16 protein-coding genes are annotated in these 14638 nt (G+C 65.5%); 12 read left to right on the forward strand and 4 right to left on the reverse strand.

The annotated features are described in order from the left end of the window. Positions 1–3: 3 nt before the first annotated feature. The 5 genes from DES44_RS06105 to DES44_RS06125 are packed head-to-tail and all read left to right on the forward strand — an operon-like array spanning position 4 to position 6620. Positions 4–1326, forward strand: coding sequence for a TolC family outer membrane protein (locus DES44_RS06105; RefSeq protein ID WP_058935764.1), 1323 nt, complete (start codon positions 4–6; stop codon positions 1324–1326). Positions 1327–1328: 2 nt separating this feature from the next. Continuing rightward, positions 1329–2639 carry an ABC transporter permease gene (locus DES44_RS06110; protein ID WP_058937496.1) on the forward strand — a complete coding sequence of 437 codons (1311 nt, stop codon included), beginning with the start codon at positions 1329–1331 and terminating at the stop codon, positions 2637–2639. A 9-nt stretch (positions 2640–2648) separates the two neighbouring features. Next, a complete protein-coding gene (locus tag DES44_RS06115; RefSeq protein WP_058935763.1) occupies positions 2649–3869 on the forward strand; it encodes an ABC transporter permease in 1221 nt (406 codons plus the stop codon). A 19-nt stretch (positions 3870–3888) separates the two neighbouring features. Further along, the gene (locus DES44_RS06120) at positions 3889–5241 is read left to right on the forward strand and encodes a sigma-54-dependent transcriptional regulator (RefSeq protein WP_310732336.1); all 1353 of its coding nucleotides are present in this window, start codon (positions 3889–3891) and stop codon (positions 5239–5241) included. Beyond that, the gene (locus DES44_RS06125) at positions 5241–6620 is read left to right on the forward strand and encodes a sensor histidine kinase (RefSeq protein WP_058935762.1); all 1380 of its coding nucleotides are present in this window, start codon (positions 5241–5243) and stop codon (positions 6618–6620) included. Before DES44_RS06120 ends, DES44_RS06125 begins: the two co-directional genes overlap by 1 nt. 25 nt (positions 6621–6645) lie before the next feature. Here DES44_RS06125 and DES44_RS06130 read toward each other — a convergent pair whose 3' ends face one another. From DES44_RS06130 to DES44_RS06145, 4 genes are all read right to left on the reverse strand, one after another. Next, positions 6646–7044 carry a hypothetical protein gene (locus DES44_RS06130; protein WP_058935761.1) on the reverse strand — a complete coding sequence of 133 codons (399 nt, stop codon included), beginning with the start codon at positions 7042–7044 and terminating at the stop codon, positions 6646–6648. 130 nt (positions 7045–7174) lie between these two features. After that, the gene (locus DES44_RS06135; RefSeq protein WP_058935760.1) at positions 7175–7669 is read right to left on the reverse strand and encodes a hypothetical protein; all 495 of its coding nucleotides are present in this window, start codon (positions 7667–7669) and stop codon (positions 7175–7177) included. Between the two features lie 44 nt (positions 7670–7713). Next, positions 7714–8199: a hypothetical protein gene (locus tag DES44_RS06140; protein WP_147306974.1), complete on the reverse strand. Its 486-nt coding sequence runs from the start codon at positions 8197–8199 to the stop codon at positions 7714–7716. 392 nt (positions 8200–8591) lie between these two features. Then, on the reverse strand, positions 8592–10277 hold the full coding sequence (locus DES44_RS06145; RefSeq protein WP_058935758.1) for an electron transfer flavoprotein-ubiquinone oxidoreductase: 1686 nt from the start codon (positions 10275–10277) through the stop codon (positions 8592–8594). A gap of 243 nt (positions 10278–10520) precedes the next feature. On the opposite strand from DES44_RS06145, the gene DES44_RS06150 reads away from it, so the two are divergent. The 7 genes from DES44_RS06150 (at position 10521) to DES44_RS06180 (ending at position 14630) form a co-directional block, all read left to right on the forward strand. Then, the gene (locus tag DES44_RS06150; RefSeq protein WP_058935757.1) at positions 10521–10922 is read left to right on the forward strand and encodes an OsmC family protein; all 402 of its coding nucleotides are present in this window, start codon (positions 10521–10523) and stop codon (positions 10920–10922) included. A gap of 132 nt (positions 10923–11054) precedes the next feature. Beyond that, positions 11055–11837, forward strand: coding sequence for an SDR family oxidoreductase (locus DES44_RS06155; RefSeq protein ID WP_058935756.1), 783 nt, complete (start codon positions 11055–11057; stop codon positions 11835–11837). Between the two features lie 2 nt (positions 11838–11839). Next, the gene (locus DES44_RS06160; protein ID WP_058935755.1) at positions 11840–12514 is read left to right on the forward strand and encodes a YceH family protein; all 675 of its coding nucleotides are present in this window, start codon (positions 11840–11842) and stop codon (positions 12512–12514) included. Continuing rightward, on the forward strand, positions 12511–12930 hold the full coding sequence (locus DES44_RS06165) for an acyl-CoA thioesterase (RefSeq protein ID WP_058935754.1): 420 nt from the start codon (positions 12511–12513) through the stop codon (positions 12928–12930). Before DES44_RS06160 ends, DES44_RS06165 begins: the two co-directional genes overlap by 4 nt. Beyond that, positions 12927–13172: a hypothetical protein gene (locus DES44_RS06170; RefSeq protein ID WP_116001334.1), complete on the forward strand. Its 246-nt coding sequence runs from the start codon at positions 12927–12929 to the stop codon at positions 13170–13172. Before DES44_RS06165 ends, DES44_RS06170 begins: the two co-directional genes overlap by 4 nt. A 16-nt stretch (positions 13173–13188) precedes the next feature. After that, positions 13189–13656, forward strand: a complete 468-nt coding sequence (locus DES44_RS06175) for a hypothetical protein (RefSeq protein ID WP_116001336.1) — start codon at positions 13189–13191, stop codon at positions 13654–13656. Positions 13657–13673: 17 nt separating this feature from the next. Then, the gene (locus DES44_RS06180) at positions 13674–14630 is read left to right on the forward strand and encodes a hypothetical protein (RefSeq protein ID WP_116001338.1); all 957 of its coding nucleotides are present in this window, start codon (positions 13674–13676) and stop codon (positions 14628–14630) included. Positions 14631–14638 lie beyond the last annotated feature (8 nt).

The following is a 14638-nucleotide window of genomic DNA, read 5'->3' on the forward strand; positions in this document are numbered from 1 at the left end:
GGAATGAAGACCGCTGTTGTCCGCGCGCTGTCTGCATCGTTTTCAGGGCTGACCGTCCTGGCCCTGTGTGCCGGCTGCTGCCTGCCCGCCGCCGCACACGCCGAAGACCTGCTGGAGGTCTACGACCTGGCGCGCCGCCATGACCCGACCCTGGCCATCGCCCGCGCCGTGCGGGGGGAGCAGACCGAGGTGGCCCGCCAGGCACGGGCGGCACTGCTGCCGCAGTGGTCCGCCCAGTATGCGGAGCTGCGCTACCAGGCGGACGGCAGCCGCGAACACCAGCTCACCCACAGCCTGAGCCAGGTGTTGCTGGACCTGGGCAAGCTGCGCACGCTGGACGCCGCCACTACCGGTGCCAGCGCGGAAGACGCCCGGGTGCAAGCGGCGCAGGCCGACCTGTGCGCGCGGGTGGCGACGGCCTACTTCGGCGTGCTGTCCGCGCAGGCCAGCCTGGCCACCACGCTGGCTGTGGAAGATGCCTACCGCCAGCAGGTGGATCAGTCTCAGGCCCGCTTCGACGCCAAACTCGTGGCCGCGCAGGACGTGGAGCAGGCCCGCGCCTACTACGAGCTGGCGCGCGTCAACACGGCGCAGGCGCAGGAGTCGCTGGCCGATGCCCGTCAGGCGCTGGCCCAGATCACCGGCCAGATGCCCGGCGAGCTGCGTCCCCTGGCGCCGGACCTGCCCATGACCCCGCCCGATCCGTCCGATCCACAGGCCTGGGTCGATCAGGCTCTGCGAGACAACCCCAGCCTGCGCGCGGGCAGCCTGGACCTGGCCGCCAGCGAGCAGCGGGTGGCGGCGGCGGGTGCGGCGCATCTGCCCACGCTCAGCGTGGGCCTGGATGGCGAGCGACGCGCTGGCACGGCCGTGTCCGCGCCGGACGGCCGCTACACCACCACCGTGGGCTTGCGCCTGAACATCCCGCTGTTTGCGGGCGGTGCGGTCGAATCGCAGAAGCGCCAGGCGGTCTACCAGCGCGAACATCAGAAGGACGATCTCGAAGCGTCACGCCGGTCGGTGATCCGCAATACGCAGGGCTACTACCAGGCGGTGCTGTCGTCGCTGAGCCAGATGCGCACCACGCAGGCCGCCGTGACGGCCGCGGAGAAGTCCCTGGCCTCTACCCGCAGCGGGCTGGATCTGGGCGCCCGCAGCATGACCGACCTGCTGCTGGCCATCCAGACGCACAGCAACGCGCGCAGTGCCTGGGACCAGGCCCGCCACCGCCATGTGCTGGCCAAGCTGCTGCTGCAGCAGGCCGCCGGCCATCTGGGCGAGCCGCAACTGGCCGCCGTCAACCTCCTGCTCCTCCAGGGACCGTGATCATGCTGACCTACTACTTTGAACTCGGCCTGCGCAGCTTGCGGGCCCACCGCGGCCTGACGGCGCTGATGCTGCTGTCCCTGGCCATGGGCGTGGCCGCCTGCATGACCACGCTGACGGTGTTCCATGTGCTGTCCGGCGATCCGATTCCGGAGAAGAGCGCGCGGCTCTTCAACGTGCAGCTGGATGCGGAGACCCGGCAGGGCTATCAACCCGGCGGCGAGCCCACCACCCAGCTGACGCGCATGGACGCCGAGGCGCTGCTGCGCGACAAGCGCGCCGTGCGCCAGGTGATGATGACCGGCGCCAACATCGCGGTGGACCCGGAAGGCTCCGGCCAGCCGGGGCAGACCCCGTTCTTCGCCCCGGCGCGGTATGCCAGTTCGGACTTCTTCGAGCTCTTCGACGTGCCCTTCCAGTACGGCCGGGGATGGACGCCGGCCGACGATGCCGGCGAGGCGCGGGTGGCGGTGATCTCCAAGGAGCTCAATGAGCGGCTCTTCGGCGGCGCCGACAGCCGCGGCCGCACGCTGCGCCTGCGGGACAAGGACTTCACCGTCATCGGCGTGCTGAAGCACTGGCGGCCGGCGCCCCACTTCTTCGACCTCAGCCAGGGCGCCTACGCCGAAGCGGCGGACGTCTATCTGCCCCTGGCCACGTCCTTTGCCTTGAAGCTGGGCAGCACCGGCAGCCGCAACTGCTGGGGGGGCTCCAATCCGGACCCCTGGGCCCTGGCCGCGACCTGCGCCTGGTTGCAATACTGGGTGCAACTGGACACCGAGCGGCAGCGCCGCGACTACTTCGACTACCTCGTGCAGTATTCGGACCTTCAGCGCCAGGCCGGCCGTTTCGAGCGGCCTGCCAACCCGCGGCTGCGACCGGTGATGGAGTGGCTGTCGGTGCGCAAGGTCGTGCCCAGTGACTTCCGGCTTCAGGTCTGGCTGGCCTTTGGCTTCCTGGTGGTGTGCCTGACCAACACCGTGGGTCTGCTGCTGGCCAAGTGCCTGCGCCGCAGCGGCGAGATTGCGGTGCGCCGCGCACTGGGGGCGCCCCGCCGCCAGATCTTCCTGCAGTTCCTGGTGGAAGCCGGCAGCCTGGGGCTCACCGGCGGCCTGCTGGGGCTGGGACTCGCCTGGGCGGCTCTGTGGATCGTGCGGATGAACCCGGCGCCCTATGCGGCCCTGGCCCGGATGGACTGGCAGATGCTGGGCCTGACCCTGGTGCTGTCGCTGGTGGCCAGCCTGCTGGCGGGACTGCTGCCGGCCTGGCGGGCCTGCCAGATCACGCCCGCCCTGCAACTCAAATCGCAATGAGGTGACCTGATGGACATCCTTCCCATTCTCCTCACGCTCAAGCGGCACAAGACCGCCGCCAGCCTCATCGTGCTGCAGATGGCGCTGACCTGCGCCATTGTCTGCAATGCGCTCTTCCTCATCAGCCAGCGGATCGACCGCATCGGCCAGCCTTCCGGACTGGACGAGGACCGGCTGGTGATGCTGCAGGTGGCCGGGGTCACCCGCACTGGCAATGAAGAAGCGCAGACGCAGACGGACCTGCAGGCCCTGCGGGAGGTCCCCGGCGTCCAGTCGGTGACCATCCTCAACCAGATGGCCTATGCGCCCAGCTCCACTTACTCCGGCGTGCGCCTGCAGGGGGAAGATTCGGCTCCCAGCCTGGTCGCGTCCACCTACTACGCGGCCGAGAACGCGGTGGCCACGATGGGCCTGCGCCTGGTCGCCGGACGCGACTTCGTGGCCGGGGACTTCGTGGGCACCGCGACCGCGACGGAAGAGAACCCGGTCATCCCCTCGGTTCTCATCAACCAGGAGATGGCCGAGCAGCTCTTCCCGGGTGAATCGCCGCTGGGCAAGGCGCTGTATGTCTATGGCAATGTGCCGCATCACGTGGTGGGGGTGGTGCAGCGCCTGACCTCGCCGACGCCCGGCACCAACCTCGACCTGGGGAAGGCTGCCCTGATCCTGCCCGTGCGGCCCAGTTATCGGGGCGGCATGTTTTTGCTGCGCACCGAGCCGGGCCAGCGGGAGGCGGTGCTGAAGACGGCCGCCGAGAAGCTGGTGCACAACAGCCCCGGCTTGAAGCGGCTGGTGCGGCAGCAGGCGCTCCTGACCGACATGCGCAGCGACTACTACCGCCAGGACCGCTCGATGATCCAGCTGCTGGCCGGCGTCTGCGTGGGGCTGCTGGTGGTGACGGCCTTCGGCATCATCGGTCTGGGCAGCTTCTGGGTGCAGCAGCGCACCCGCATGATCGGCACGCGCCGGGCACTGGGGGCCACGCGGGGACAGATCCTGCGCTACTTCCAGACCGAGAACCTGCTGCTGTCCACGATCGGCATCGTGCTGGGCATGGCGGGGGCCTATGGCATCAGCCTGCTGCTGATGCGGCAGTACGAGATGCCGCCGCTGCCGGCGCTCTACCTGCCGGTGGGGGCGGTGGTGCTGTGGTCCCTGGGGCAAGTGGCCGTGCTGGCTCCGGCGCGGCGGGCGGCGGCCTTGCCGCCCGTGGTGGCCCTTCGAGGCTGAGTCGGGCTCGATTATTCTCATGCCGATGCGCACTGTCCTGATCATTGACGACCACCCCGCTGTGGGCGAGGCCCTGACCCTGCTGCTGTCCCTGCATGACATGGAGCCCCTGCATGCGCTGACACCGGCCCACGGGCTGGCCTTGCTGGCGCAGCGGCGCATCGACCTGGTCATCCAGGACATGAATTTCAGCGCGGACACGACCTCGGGGGAGGAGGGCCGCGAGCTCTTCCATCAGATCCGCCAGTTGCATCCGGACCTGCCGGTCATCCTGCTGACGGCGTGGACGCAACTGGAGCAGGCGGTGGCGCTGGTGAAGGCAGGTGCGGCGGACTATCTGGCCAAGCCCTGGGACGATGCCAAGCTGCTGGCCACGGTGGAGAACCTGCTGGAGCTGGGAGAGAACCACCAGGCGCTGCGCCAGGCCCGGCAGGACCACCAGCAGCGGCTGGCGGCGTTGCAGCAGCGGTATCGGCTGGACCGGATGGTCGTGGCTTCGCCCGCGCTGCTGCGCTGTCTGGAGCTGGCCTGCCAGGTGGCGCGGTCGCCGGCGCCGGTGCTCATCACCGGGCCCAACGGCAGCGGCAAGGAGCGGGTGGCGGCCATCGTGCATGCCAATTCCGCAGTGGCCAATGGACCGTTCGTGGCGATCAACTGCGGCGCCTTGCCGGGCGACCTGATCGAGGCGGAGCTGTTTGGCGCGGACAGCGGGGCCTACACCGGTGCGGCGCGTGCCAGGGAAGGGCGCTTCGAAACGGCGGACGGCGGCACGCTGTTCCTGGATGAGATCGGCAACTTGCCGCTGGCCGGGCAGGTGAAGCTGCTGCGGGTGCTGGAGACCGGGCGGTTCGAGCGGCTGGGGTCCAGTCGCACGCGGGAGACGACGGTGCGTGTGCTCTCGGCCACCAATGCGGACCTGCGCGCGATGGTGGCAGCCGGAACCTTTCGCGAGGACCTGTACTACCGCCTTAATGTGATCGAGATTGCACTGCCCGGACTGGCGGATCGTCCGCAAGACATCCTGCCGCTGGCGGAGCATTTCCTGGCGGGCCGCGCGCGCCTGAGCGAAGGCGCACGTGAGGCGCTGCTGGCGCATGCGTGGCCGGGCAATGTGCGGGAGCTCAAGAATGTGATGGAACGCGCGGCGCTGCTGACGCCGGGCGACGGCAGGGACCGCCGCATCACCGAGCAGGACCTGGGCCTGCCGGCCGCAGTGGCACCCGTGAGCCGGTCCCTGGACGAGCCCAGCCGCGAAGCCGTGATGGCCGCGCTGGAGGCGGCCTCGGGCGTGGTGAGCCGTGCGGCGCAGGCGCTGGGCCTGTCGCGACAGGCTTTGTACCGGCGCATGGAGCGCTACGGGCTGGATCTTTGATGGGAAGCGGGCGCCGGCTGACCGGCCGTTATTCCCTGAAGCTGCGGCTGATGCTGTTCCTGCTGGGGGCGTCGCTGCTGTCGATCGGCACTCATGCGAGCTGGACTCTGTGGCCCTGGCCACTGCTGGCGCCGTGGATGGGGCTGACTGCGCCGGCTCCGTGGAGCGTGACCGCGCTGGCGCTGACCGCAGTGGTGGTGCTGCCGGGTATCTGGGGGCTGGCGCACGTGCTGCTGGCGCCGCTCACACGCCTGATCCGCGCGCTGGAAGGGACCGTGCTGAGTTATCGGGACGGCGACTTCAGCAGCGTGATCACCGCGCAGGCCCCGACGGGGCTTTCCGAGCTGGAGGAGCTGCTGCGGCTGCACCATGAGCTGGGCCATGCCTTGCGGGAGCAGCGCCGGCAATTGGCGCAGCGGGAGCTGCTGCTGGACACGGTGGTGCAAAACACCCCGGTGGCGCTGGTGCTCACGGATCTGCAGGACCGTATCGCCTATGCGAACCTGGCCGCCCGGCATTTGCTCGATGAGGGGCGCAGCCTGTCCGGGCGGGTGCTGGACGAGGTGTTGGCCCGGGCGCCGGACGATCTGCGGACGGCGATGGCGCAGCCCCGGGACGGGCTGTTCAGCGTGATGCTGGATCAGCAGGAGGAGCGCTTCCACCTGTCTGTGCGCGACTTCCAACTGCAAGGGCAGCCCCATCGGCTGCGGCTGATGCGGCGCATGACACGGGAGCTGTCGCGCCAGGAAGTGGCCAGCTGGAAGCGCGTGATCCGGGTGATGAGCCATGAGCTGAACAACTCTCTGGCGCCGATCTCGTCGCTGGCGCACAGTGGCGCGGAACTGGCGCGGCGGGGTCAGATGGAGCGCATTCCCGGCGTGTTTGCCAGCATCGGTGAGCGTGCGGCGCATCTGCATGCGTTCCTGGCCGGTTATGCCAGCGTGGCCAAGCTGCCGGCGCCGGTGCTGGCCCCGGTGGACTGGCGGCAGGTGCTGGACGGGCTGGCGGCGCATTACCGCTTTGTGCTGCAAGGTGAGGTGCCCACGGCGGCGGCACGCATGGATGCGGCGCAGATGGAGCAGGCGCTGATCAACCTGCTCAAGAACGCGCATGAATCCGGCAGTGCGCCGGAGGCCGTTGGCCTGAAGGTCGAAGCGCTGCGGGACGAATGGCGGGTGGAGGTGGCCGACCGGGGGCCGGGCATGACCGAGGCCCAGCTGTCGCAGGCCTTGCTGCCGTTCTATTCGACCAAACGCAGCGGCACCGGACTGGGCCTGGCCCTGGCGCGCGAGATCGCCGAAGCCCACGGCGGGCGCATCGTCATCGGGAATCGAGACGGCGGCGGGCTGTGGGTGGCGTTGATGATTCCGCGGGGGTAGAGGCCGCAGGGCCTCCTGCGCACGCTCAGTTGAATTCGAAGCGCACGTCCTTCACGACGTGATGCTTGCCCCAATGGAAGTTGCAGACGCGCGCGACTTCCATACCGTCGCGGCTCTCGGGGACGCAGCCGCCGTGGATCTTCGTGGACTTCTCGCCCTGCTTGGACAGTGGGAACTCCATGGCCGGACCGTCCGGGATGGTGTGTTCCAGCTCGACCTTTTCCGAGTAATCGTCGACCAGCGCGAAGATCAGGACCTTGTCCGCCTTCAGCGTGTAGAGGTCGTGCTGGAAGACGGCGCCGGGCACCATGCACATTTCAATGACGGTCTTCTCGACGGTCTGCTGCTTGCATTGCGGGCCATTGGCGGCCCAGACGGGGGCGCTCAGGGTGGTCAGCAGCAGGGGGAGCCAGAAACGCTTCATTCTTTCCTCGTGATGAAGTTAAGTGATTGGGGCACTCATCATCGAGGCTGTCACACCGGCGGCTGCGTACTCTGGGCAGACAAAAGCTGCGAGTGCGGGGAATTTTTGTCGCGATTCCGCCTTCGTGGATTCATTGGGGAGGACGCGTGGCGGCCGATGCCGCTGAGCGGGCCTCGGGCCATGTGAGGGGCTCACAACGACTGCGCTCCAGTTGATCGATCAACTGGCGGGCGGGCAGGGTCTGGAGGACAGAGCCTGCGAACACGGACACCGGCGCATCGGGCGGCAGGCCTGCCTCACGCAGTGCGCCTGCGTAACGCGAAGGATGCAGTCGCCGAATGATGCACAGCATGTAGAGCTTGCCCTCGGCATTGGCCTGCGGAAGGGCCTGGACCAGTTGATGGGCCGGCCACGTCTTCGCCAAGCTGCGTGCTGCGCGCTCCTCGGACGACTGCTCGGCGGGCGTGCCCACCCAGCCCCAGGCGTAGAAGCGAGCGTGCAGGAGGGGCTCAGGCAGAGGAGGCGCTTGCGGTTCCGCCGCCGCGGTTGCTGGAATCACGGCAGCACTCAACAGCAACATGGCCAACTGGCGCAGCCATCTGCGAATCGCATGACCGTCGGTCATCAATGCTCCTTCGTTTTCTGAACCGGGTGTTGCAGAGAGAAATCTCAACTCTTTCTTGCCATGTAGACGGCCACGGCCTTCACCGAAAGGTCATCCCGATAGTCAGCCTTGATCATGAGGCCTTCCTTGTTCCAGATATCCCAGTAGACCTGGCCGTCTTCTTCATCTGTCTTCTCAGGCGGCCCAAAGGCCTCGATTGCTTCATCACGAGTACGTACCGGCTCCTTGGAGAAGGGCGCCGCTCCCTGGTAAGCCGAGACTTTCGAAGAGCCGTTGGGATAGTAGGCGGCGCCGCTCATCACAAACGGCCCTGCACCTCGTGGGTCGCCATAGTTGATCGAGTAATACTCCTGCGAGACAAAGGAAAGTTCCACCCCTTGTTCAACCAAACGAACAAAGTCAGTGGTGAGCTCTTGTACTTTCTTTGCAGAAAGGGTTTCAAGAGACCCTCCATTGGCACGGACAGCATCCATCAAGACAGGATCCGTATTCGTCCAACCCACCAAACTAAACAATTGATCTGCATTCATGGACTAGTTCCTTTTTGCCTCAAGGAATGAGTGACATACGTAGCGGACGCCGTCTCTCACGCAAGGTGAGACGCTGCAGTCCTCGGTTCAGGGAAGAGGGAGCCCGGGGCCTCTTTGCGGAAGTTAAGAAGGGAATGGCCGGCGAAAGCCGGACAGGAATAGTGAGGTCGGACTCAAACAGTCCAGTGGACTGTTTGTGCCTACCGAACGCCAGGGCCACTGGCCCTGGCCATGGAGCAAAGGGGCCCCGGGCTTCCTCTTTCCGACGCGCAGGCACCCACCGCCGAAATCTTATCGGGAGCCATCGACGCCCTGCCGGCCTCCAGTGAAGCGCAAAAACAAAAAGGGGCCGCGCCATGCAGCCCCCTTCGTCTCAACGCGTCACGCCCCGATCACATGCCCGCGTAGTTCGGCCCACCGCCGCCCTCCGGCGTCACCCAGACGATGTTCTGCGTCGGATCCTTGATATCGCAGGTCTTGCAATGCACGCAGTTCTGCGCGTTGATTTGCAGCCGCTCGGAGTTGTCCTCGTTCTTCACGAACTCATACACCCCGGCCGGGCAGTAGCGGCTCTCCGGCCCCGCGTACTTGGCCAGGTTGACCTGCACCGGCACCGAGTTGTCCTTGAGCGTCAGATGAGCCGGCTGGTTCTCTTCGTGATTGGTGTTGGAGACGAACACCGAAGACAGCCGGTCGAACGTCAGCTTGCCATCCGGCTTCGGATAGCTGATCTTGGGCATTTCCGCGGCCGGGCGCAGGAAGGTGTGATCCGGCTGATCGCGATGCAGCGTCCAGGGCGGGCTCTTGATGCCCAGCTTGGGCAGCAGCCACTGCTCGATGCCCGTCATCAGCGTGCCGACCGTGTTGCCCTTCTTGAACCAGGTCTTGAAGTTGCGGCTCTGGTGCAGCTCTTCATGCAGCCAGCTCTTCTCGAACGCTGCCGGATAGGCATGCAGCTCATCCAACTGACGACCGGCCGCCAGCGCTTCGGCAACGGCTTCGGCGCACATCATGCCACTCTTGATCGCCGCATGACTGCCCTTGATACGCGCGGCATTCAGATAGCCCGCATCACACCCCACCAGCGCACCGCCGGGGAACACCTGCTTGGGCAGGCTCAGCAGGCCGCCGGCCGTGATGGCGCGGGCGCCGTAGCCCAGGCGCTTGCCGCCTTCGATGTGCTGGCGGATGGCCGGGTGGGTCTTCCAGCGCTGCATCTCCTCAAAGGGGGACAGCCACGGATTCTTGTAGTCCAGACCCACCACGAAGCCCAAGGTCACCTTGTTGCCTTCCAGATGGTAGAGGAACCCGCCGCCATAGGTCTCACTGTCCATCGGCCAGCCGGCGGTGTGCACCACCAGGCCGGGCTTGGCCTTGTCAGCCGGCACTTCCCAGAGTTCCTTGATGCCGATGCCGTAAGTCTGCGGATCCTTGCCGGCGTCCAGTTGATACTTGCTGATCAGCTGCTTGCCCAGATGGCCCCGAGCGCCTTCGGCAAAGATGGTGTACTTGCCGTGCAGCTCCATGCCCAGCTGGAAGCCGTCATGCGGCTCGCCGTCCTTGCCCAGGCCCACATTGCCGGTGGCCACGCCCTTGACGCGGCCTTGCTCGTCATACACCACTTCCGCTGCCGCAAAGCCAGCGAAGATCTCCACCCCCAGGGCCTCTGCCTGCTGGGCCAGCCACTTGGTGACATTACCCAGCGAAATGACGTAGTTGCCGTGATTGTGGAAGCATGCCGGAATCAGCCACTGCGGGGTTTCCTTCGCGCCGGTGTCGCTCAGGAACAGCACCTGGTCGCCGGTGACCGGTTGCCCCAGCGGCGCGCCGAGCTCCTTCCAGTTGGGGAACAGCTCGGTCAGCGCGCGCGGGTCCATGACCGCGCCGGAGAGAATGTGCGCGCCCGGCTCCGAGCCCTTTTCCAGAACCACCACCGAAATCTCCTGGCCCTTTTCAGCGGCCAGTTGCTTGAGGCGGATGGCGGTGGACAGGCCGGCGGGACCTCCGCCCACCACCACCACGTCATATTCCATGCTGTCGCGCGGACCATACTGGGCAACAAGTTCTTCGGAGGTCATGGTCTTCCTAGGTTGTTCTCGTTTGGAGGCCGGGCGGCTGCACCGGCAGGTTGCGGCGCATTCTAGCCGTGCGGCGCTAAAAAAGAACGGTCGTGCTTTTCCGTGGATGAAGGAATAGAGAGCTGCGCCGAAATTCCCTGGCAGGTGGCTCTCCCGCCCGGAGGATGTCCGAGGCGGCGGGGCGCCGTAGGATCGGGACTGCCTTCGGTCCTCTCAAACCCTTCATTCCTTTTGGAGTTCCCCATGACCATCCACATCCAGCGTGACAAGACCGGCCCGATGCGCCAGACGGTGCGCATCCGCCAACATCAGTTCACGGCCGACCAGCCGGTGTCCGGCGGCGGCGAGGATGCCGGCCCCGACGCGCATGAGCTCTACGACGCCGCCCTGGGCACCTGCAAGGCCTTGACGGTGCTCTGGTATGCCAACCGCAAGGGCCTGCCGCTGGAGGATGTGCTGGTGCAGGTGGACCGCGACGGCTCCCGGGAACGGGAAGGGGTGTACAAGCTCAAGGCGACGATGACGCTGGTGGGCCCGCTCACCCCCGAGGACCGCGAGCGCCTGCTGCAGGTGGCCGCCAAATGCCCGGTCCACAAGCTCATGACCGAAGTGACCACCGAGATCGAAACGGTTCTGGCGGACTGACCGCTCCAGGGCCCGGGGCTGACGCCGGGCAAGGTCCGACGCATCGGTGACGTGAACCGTCCTGGTCACGTGCTATCGTGAACCCCAACACGTTTTGGGTCACCGAGCCGTCATCTACGAGAGACCTTTGCCATGAGCTACAGCATTGATCTGGAGGGCCGTGTGGCCCTGGTTACCGGCGCGTCCAGCGGTCTGGGCGCGCAGTTCGCGAAGACCTTGTCCAAGGCGGGAGCCTGCGTGGTGCTGGCCGCCCGGCGGGTGGAACGGCTCAAGGCCCTGCGCGCCGAAATCGAGGCTGGTGGCGGGGACGCCCATGTGGTGAGCATGGACGTGACCGACATCGACAGCATTGCCGCCGCGGTGGCCCGTGCGGAAACCGAAGTCGGCACGCTGGACATCCTGATCAACAACTCCGGCGTCAGCACCACGCAGCGTCTGACCGAGGTCACGCCGGATGATTACGACTACGTCATGGACACCAACGTCCGTGGCGCCTTCTTCGTCGCCCAGGAAGTGGGCAAGCGCATGCTGGCGCGGGCGCGCGGCGCCGCACCGGGCACCTACACCGGCGGGCGCATCGTCAACATCGCCTCCATGGCGGGCTTGCGGGTGCTGTCGCAGATCGGCGTGTATGCGATGAGCAAGGCCGCGGTCATCCACATGACCCGCGCCATGGCGCTGGAATGGGGCAAGTACGACATCAACGTCAACGCCATCTGCCCCGGTTATATCGACACCGAAATCAACCACCACCACTGGCAGACCGACCAGGGCCGCAAGCTGGTGGAACTGCTGCCGCGCAAGCGGGTCGGGCAGCCGCAGGACCTGGACACCACGCTGCTGATGCTGTGTGCGAAGGAAAGCCGTTTCATCAACGGTGCGGTCATCCAGGCGGACGACGGATTTGGTGTCTGAGCATGGCTTTGCGTGAACTGAGCGCGCTGGAAGCGCGTGTACTGGCGGTGCTGGTGGAGAAGGCCTTCACCGTGCCGGATAGTTATCCGATGTCGTTGAACAGCCTGACGCTGGGGGTGAACCAGAAGACGGCGCGGGACCCGGTGATGAACGCGTCGGAAGCCGACGTGGCTGCGGCACTGGATGAGCTCAAGGCGATGAGCCTGGTCAACACCGTCAGCGGCAGTCGCGTGCTGCGGTTTGAGCACAACATGAAGCGGGTGCTGGGCATTCCAGGACAGGCCGAGGCCTTGCTGACGGTGCTGATGCTGCGCGGGCCGCAGACGGCGGCGGAACTGCGGCTCAATGCCGAGCGCATTCACAAGTTTGCGGACGTGTCTTCCGTGGAAGGCTTCCTGGATGAGCTGGCCGAGCGGGATCCGCCCATGGCCCGGAAGCTGCCGCGTGCGCCTGGGGCGCGGGAGCAGCGCTGGACGCATCTGCTCAGTGGCGAGCCGGACGTGCCGGCGGGGGCGAGTGGTGCGTCTGCCGGGGCGGCCTTAGCGGGCCATGCGGCCAGCGCCGTGCAGTCGGGGCGGGATCCCCGTGACGAGGAAATCGCCGCGCTGCGCGCCGACGTCGAGCAGCTCAAGGCGGCCGTGGCGCGGCTGCAGGCCGAGCTGGGCATGACACCATGAGATTCGAGATTCCCGACGACAAGAAGCTGGTGCACGAAATGCGCATCCAGGTTCGGTGGGGAGACATGGATGCCATGGGGCATGTCAACAACACGGTGTATTTCCGCTACCTGGAAATGGCTCGCGTCGAATGGCTGGAGAGCCTGGGCGGCGCGCCCAGTCCGGACGGGCAGGGGCCGGTCATCGTCAATGCCTTCTGCAATTTTTATCGTCAGGTGACCTATCCGGGCGAGCTGATTGCGCGCCACTATGTGTCATCACCGGGGCGTTCCAGCTTTGACACCTGGATCACCCTGGAGCGGGCGGACGAGCCGGGCGTGATCTGCGCCGCGGGCGGCGCAACGACCGTGTGGCAAGATGCCGCGCTGCAAAAGTCGGTGGAACTACCGACGTGGCTGAGGGAGCATCTCACATGAACATGAAACCGACCGGGAAGCAGCGGGCCATCGGGTTGCTGGCGGCGGCGCTGATGGCGCTGTTTTTCATCTGGTTGATCAACAGCGGTGCCAAGCAGGCGTTGGCATGGCTCACCGACCTGCCCAACAAGCAGCAGTCGGATGTGCGGGTGGTGATTGGCGTGCTGCTGGCGCTGGTGCTTCCGCTGACGGCGTATCGGCTGCGGCGCGCGCGGCGAGGCAAGGCTTCTGCGCCTCGGTGACGTGAGGATCCATGACATGGATCTCTCCAACGTTACTGAACTTCTTGGAAGCTTTTATCAGGAAGCGCCGTTAAAGCAATTCCTGGACGCCTTGGGTCTTTCTGAAAAGCCTCGACTTCCGAGGGACTCCACTACCACGTTTTTGCACCGCTACGACCTCGGGATTGAGATCACGTTCACGGGCGAACGCTACTTGGATCAGCCCATACGGGACTATCCAGAAGGCGCGCTCGTTCTAACAAATCTGCGCTTTTATGGGCCGGGGTTCCGAAATTTTTCGTCCTTCGACGGAACGTTGCCGTATAGGCTTGAATTTGGCGCCACCTTGAAGCAGTTGGCATCCGTATTCGGACAGCCCGCTTGGTTTGACGCGGAGCTGGCGAAGGCCCGCTGGGACCTGCCGAATCATGCGGCATTCGCCGGTTTCGATGAGGAGGGGCGTTCCGATTTATACGGCTTTCAGACGCCAATTGTCGACGACTGAGGTGTTGAAACCCTGCCATGGCTGCCCCACTCGACGCTGAAGAATTGGTCTCATATTTTGGTTCGACCAGTGATTGCCTGGAGGGGAAGTCCGTCTGGTCCAACCTGAATACCCTGGATCGCCCCGAGCATCCAGACTCGGGTGAGTCACGCTACTACGACTGGGTACTTGTTCGGCGAAAGGGCCTCGAGCTGGGTTTTGTCGATTCAGAGTATGCAGCAGGCGCCGAATCCACCCGTTGGGGGCGTGGCGACATGGTCCTCTCCCAGCTTTATTTGTATTCTGGGCACAGCGACATCCAGCCCTATCACGGCGCAATGCCCTTCGGCCTTCGGTGGAGCGACACGCGGGAGCAGTCCAGAGCGCGTCTTTCCAGGTACGAAGGAACACGCCATTCACATCTGACGGATGCCTGGGATGTGCCTGGGTACCGCCTGACCGTTGTTTATTCTGACGATGGCAGTGCTTTATCGCGCGTTGTGTGTCGAGGGCTGCCGGCAGCCTTGGAGCCGGGGATGCCCATATCCATGCCGAAGTTGCAGGAGTTGTTGAACTCGCTGGGCAAGTCCGTTGCGACTCCCTCGTTTGCGCTGATGTGGCAACACGGATATTGGTCGAACGACCATGTTTCGGCAGCCTGTGAAGATGGCGAGATTGACCTTAATTCCACCTGTGGTCTTACCCTGGGTACTGAGTGCGACCGCACCGATCCACTTTTGCGCTCTGTCACGTTTCACCGCCAAAGAGATCAAGACGGCCTAGGGTGGGACGGTGAGTTGCCTGCCGGCTTGGACTTTGAGGACAGCCCCGAGGATTTGTTCCGCAAGCTCAACGACGCACCGGTTCAACAGGCCGACTCGGCACTAACAGGGCATGCGTTCTGGAACCTCAAGGACTACACGCTGCACGTTCTCTACAGCAACGTGGACAACCGCCTCATTCGCGTCAAAGTTTCGGCGCCGGTCACTGGGTGAACCTATGA

This window comes from Roseateles depolymerans, assembly GCF_003387155.1.
Classification (GTDB): Bacteria; Pseudomonadota; Gammaproteobacteria; order Burkholderiales; family Burkholderiaceae_C; genus Roseateles; species Roseateles depolymerans.

What these genes read in the sequence shown, in the direction of transcription:
- DES44_RS06105 (WP_058935764.1), top strand. Translation starts at nt 4, where the DNA reads ATGAAGACCGCTGTTGTCCGCGCGCTGTCTGCATCGTTTTCAGGGCTG.
- DES44_RS06110 (WP_058937496.1), top strand. Translation starts at nt 1,329, where the DNA reads ATGCTGACCTACTACTTTGAACTCGGCCTGCGCAGCTTGCGGGCCCAC.
- DES44_RS06115 (WP_058935763.1), top strand. Translation starts at nt 2,649, where the DNA reads ATGGACATCCTTCCCATTCTCCTCACGCTCAAGCGGCACAAGACCGCC.
- DES44_RS06120 (WP_310732336.1), top strand. Translation starts at nt 3,889, where the DNA reads ATGCCGATGCGCACTGTCCTGATCATTGACGACCACCCCGCTGTGGGC.
- DES44_RS06125 (WP_058935762.1), top strand. Translation starts at nt 5,241, where the DNA reads ATGGGAAGCGGGCGCCGGCTGACCGGCCGTTATTCCCTGAAGCTGCGG.
- DES44_RS06130 (WP_058935761.1), bottom strand. Translation starts at nt 7,044, where the DNA reads ATGAAGCGTTTCTGGCTCCCCCTGCTGCTGACCACCCTGAGCGCCCCC.
- DES44_RS06135 (WP_058935760.1), bottom strand. Translation starts at nt 7,669, where the DNA reads ATGACCGACGGTCATGCGATTCGCAGATGGCTGCGCCAGTTGGCCATG.
- DES44_RS06140 (WP_147306974.1), bottom strand. Translation starts at nt 8,199, where the DNA reads ATGAATGCAGATCAATTGTTTAGTTTGGTGGGTTGGACGAATACGGAT.
- DES44_RS06145 (WP_058935758.1), bottom strand. Translation starts at nt 10,277, where the DNA reads ATGACCTCCGAAGAACTTGTTGCCCAGTATGGTCCGCGCGACAGCATG.
- DES44_RS06150 (WP_058935757.1), top strand. Translation starts at nt 10,521, where the DNA reads ATGACCATCCACATCCAGCGTGACAAGACCGGCCCGATGCGCCAGACG.
- DES44_RS06155 (WP_058935756.1), top strand. Translation starts at nt 11,055, where the DNA reads ATGAGCTACAGCATTGATCTGGAGGGCCGTGTGGCCCTGGTTACCGGC.
- DES44_RS06160 (WP_058935755.1), top strand. Translation starts at nt 11,840, where the DNA reads ATGGCTTTGCGTGAACTGAGCGCGCTGGAAGCGCGTGTACTGGCGGTG.
- DES44_RS06165 (WP_058935754.1), top strand. Translation starts at nt 12,511, where the DNA reads ATGAGATTCGAGATTCCCGACGACAAGAAGCTGGTGCACGAAATGCGC.
- DES44_RS06170 (WP_116001334.1), top strand. Translation starts at nt 12,927, where the DNA reads ATGAACATGAAACCGACCGGGAAGCAGCGGGCCATCGGGTTGCTGGCG.
- DES44_RS06175 (WP_116001336.1), top strand. Translation starts at nt 13,189, where the DNA reads ATGGATCTCTCCAACGTTACTGAACTTCTTGGAAGCTTTTATCAGGAA.
- DES44_RS06180 (WP_116001338.1), top strand. Translation starts at nt 13,674, where the DNA reads ATGGCTGCCCCACTCGACGCTGAAGAATTGGTCTCATATTTTGGTTCG.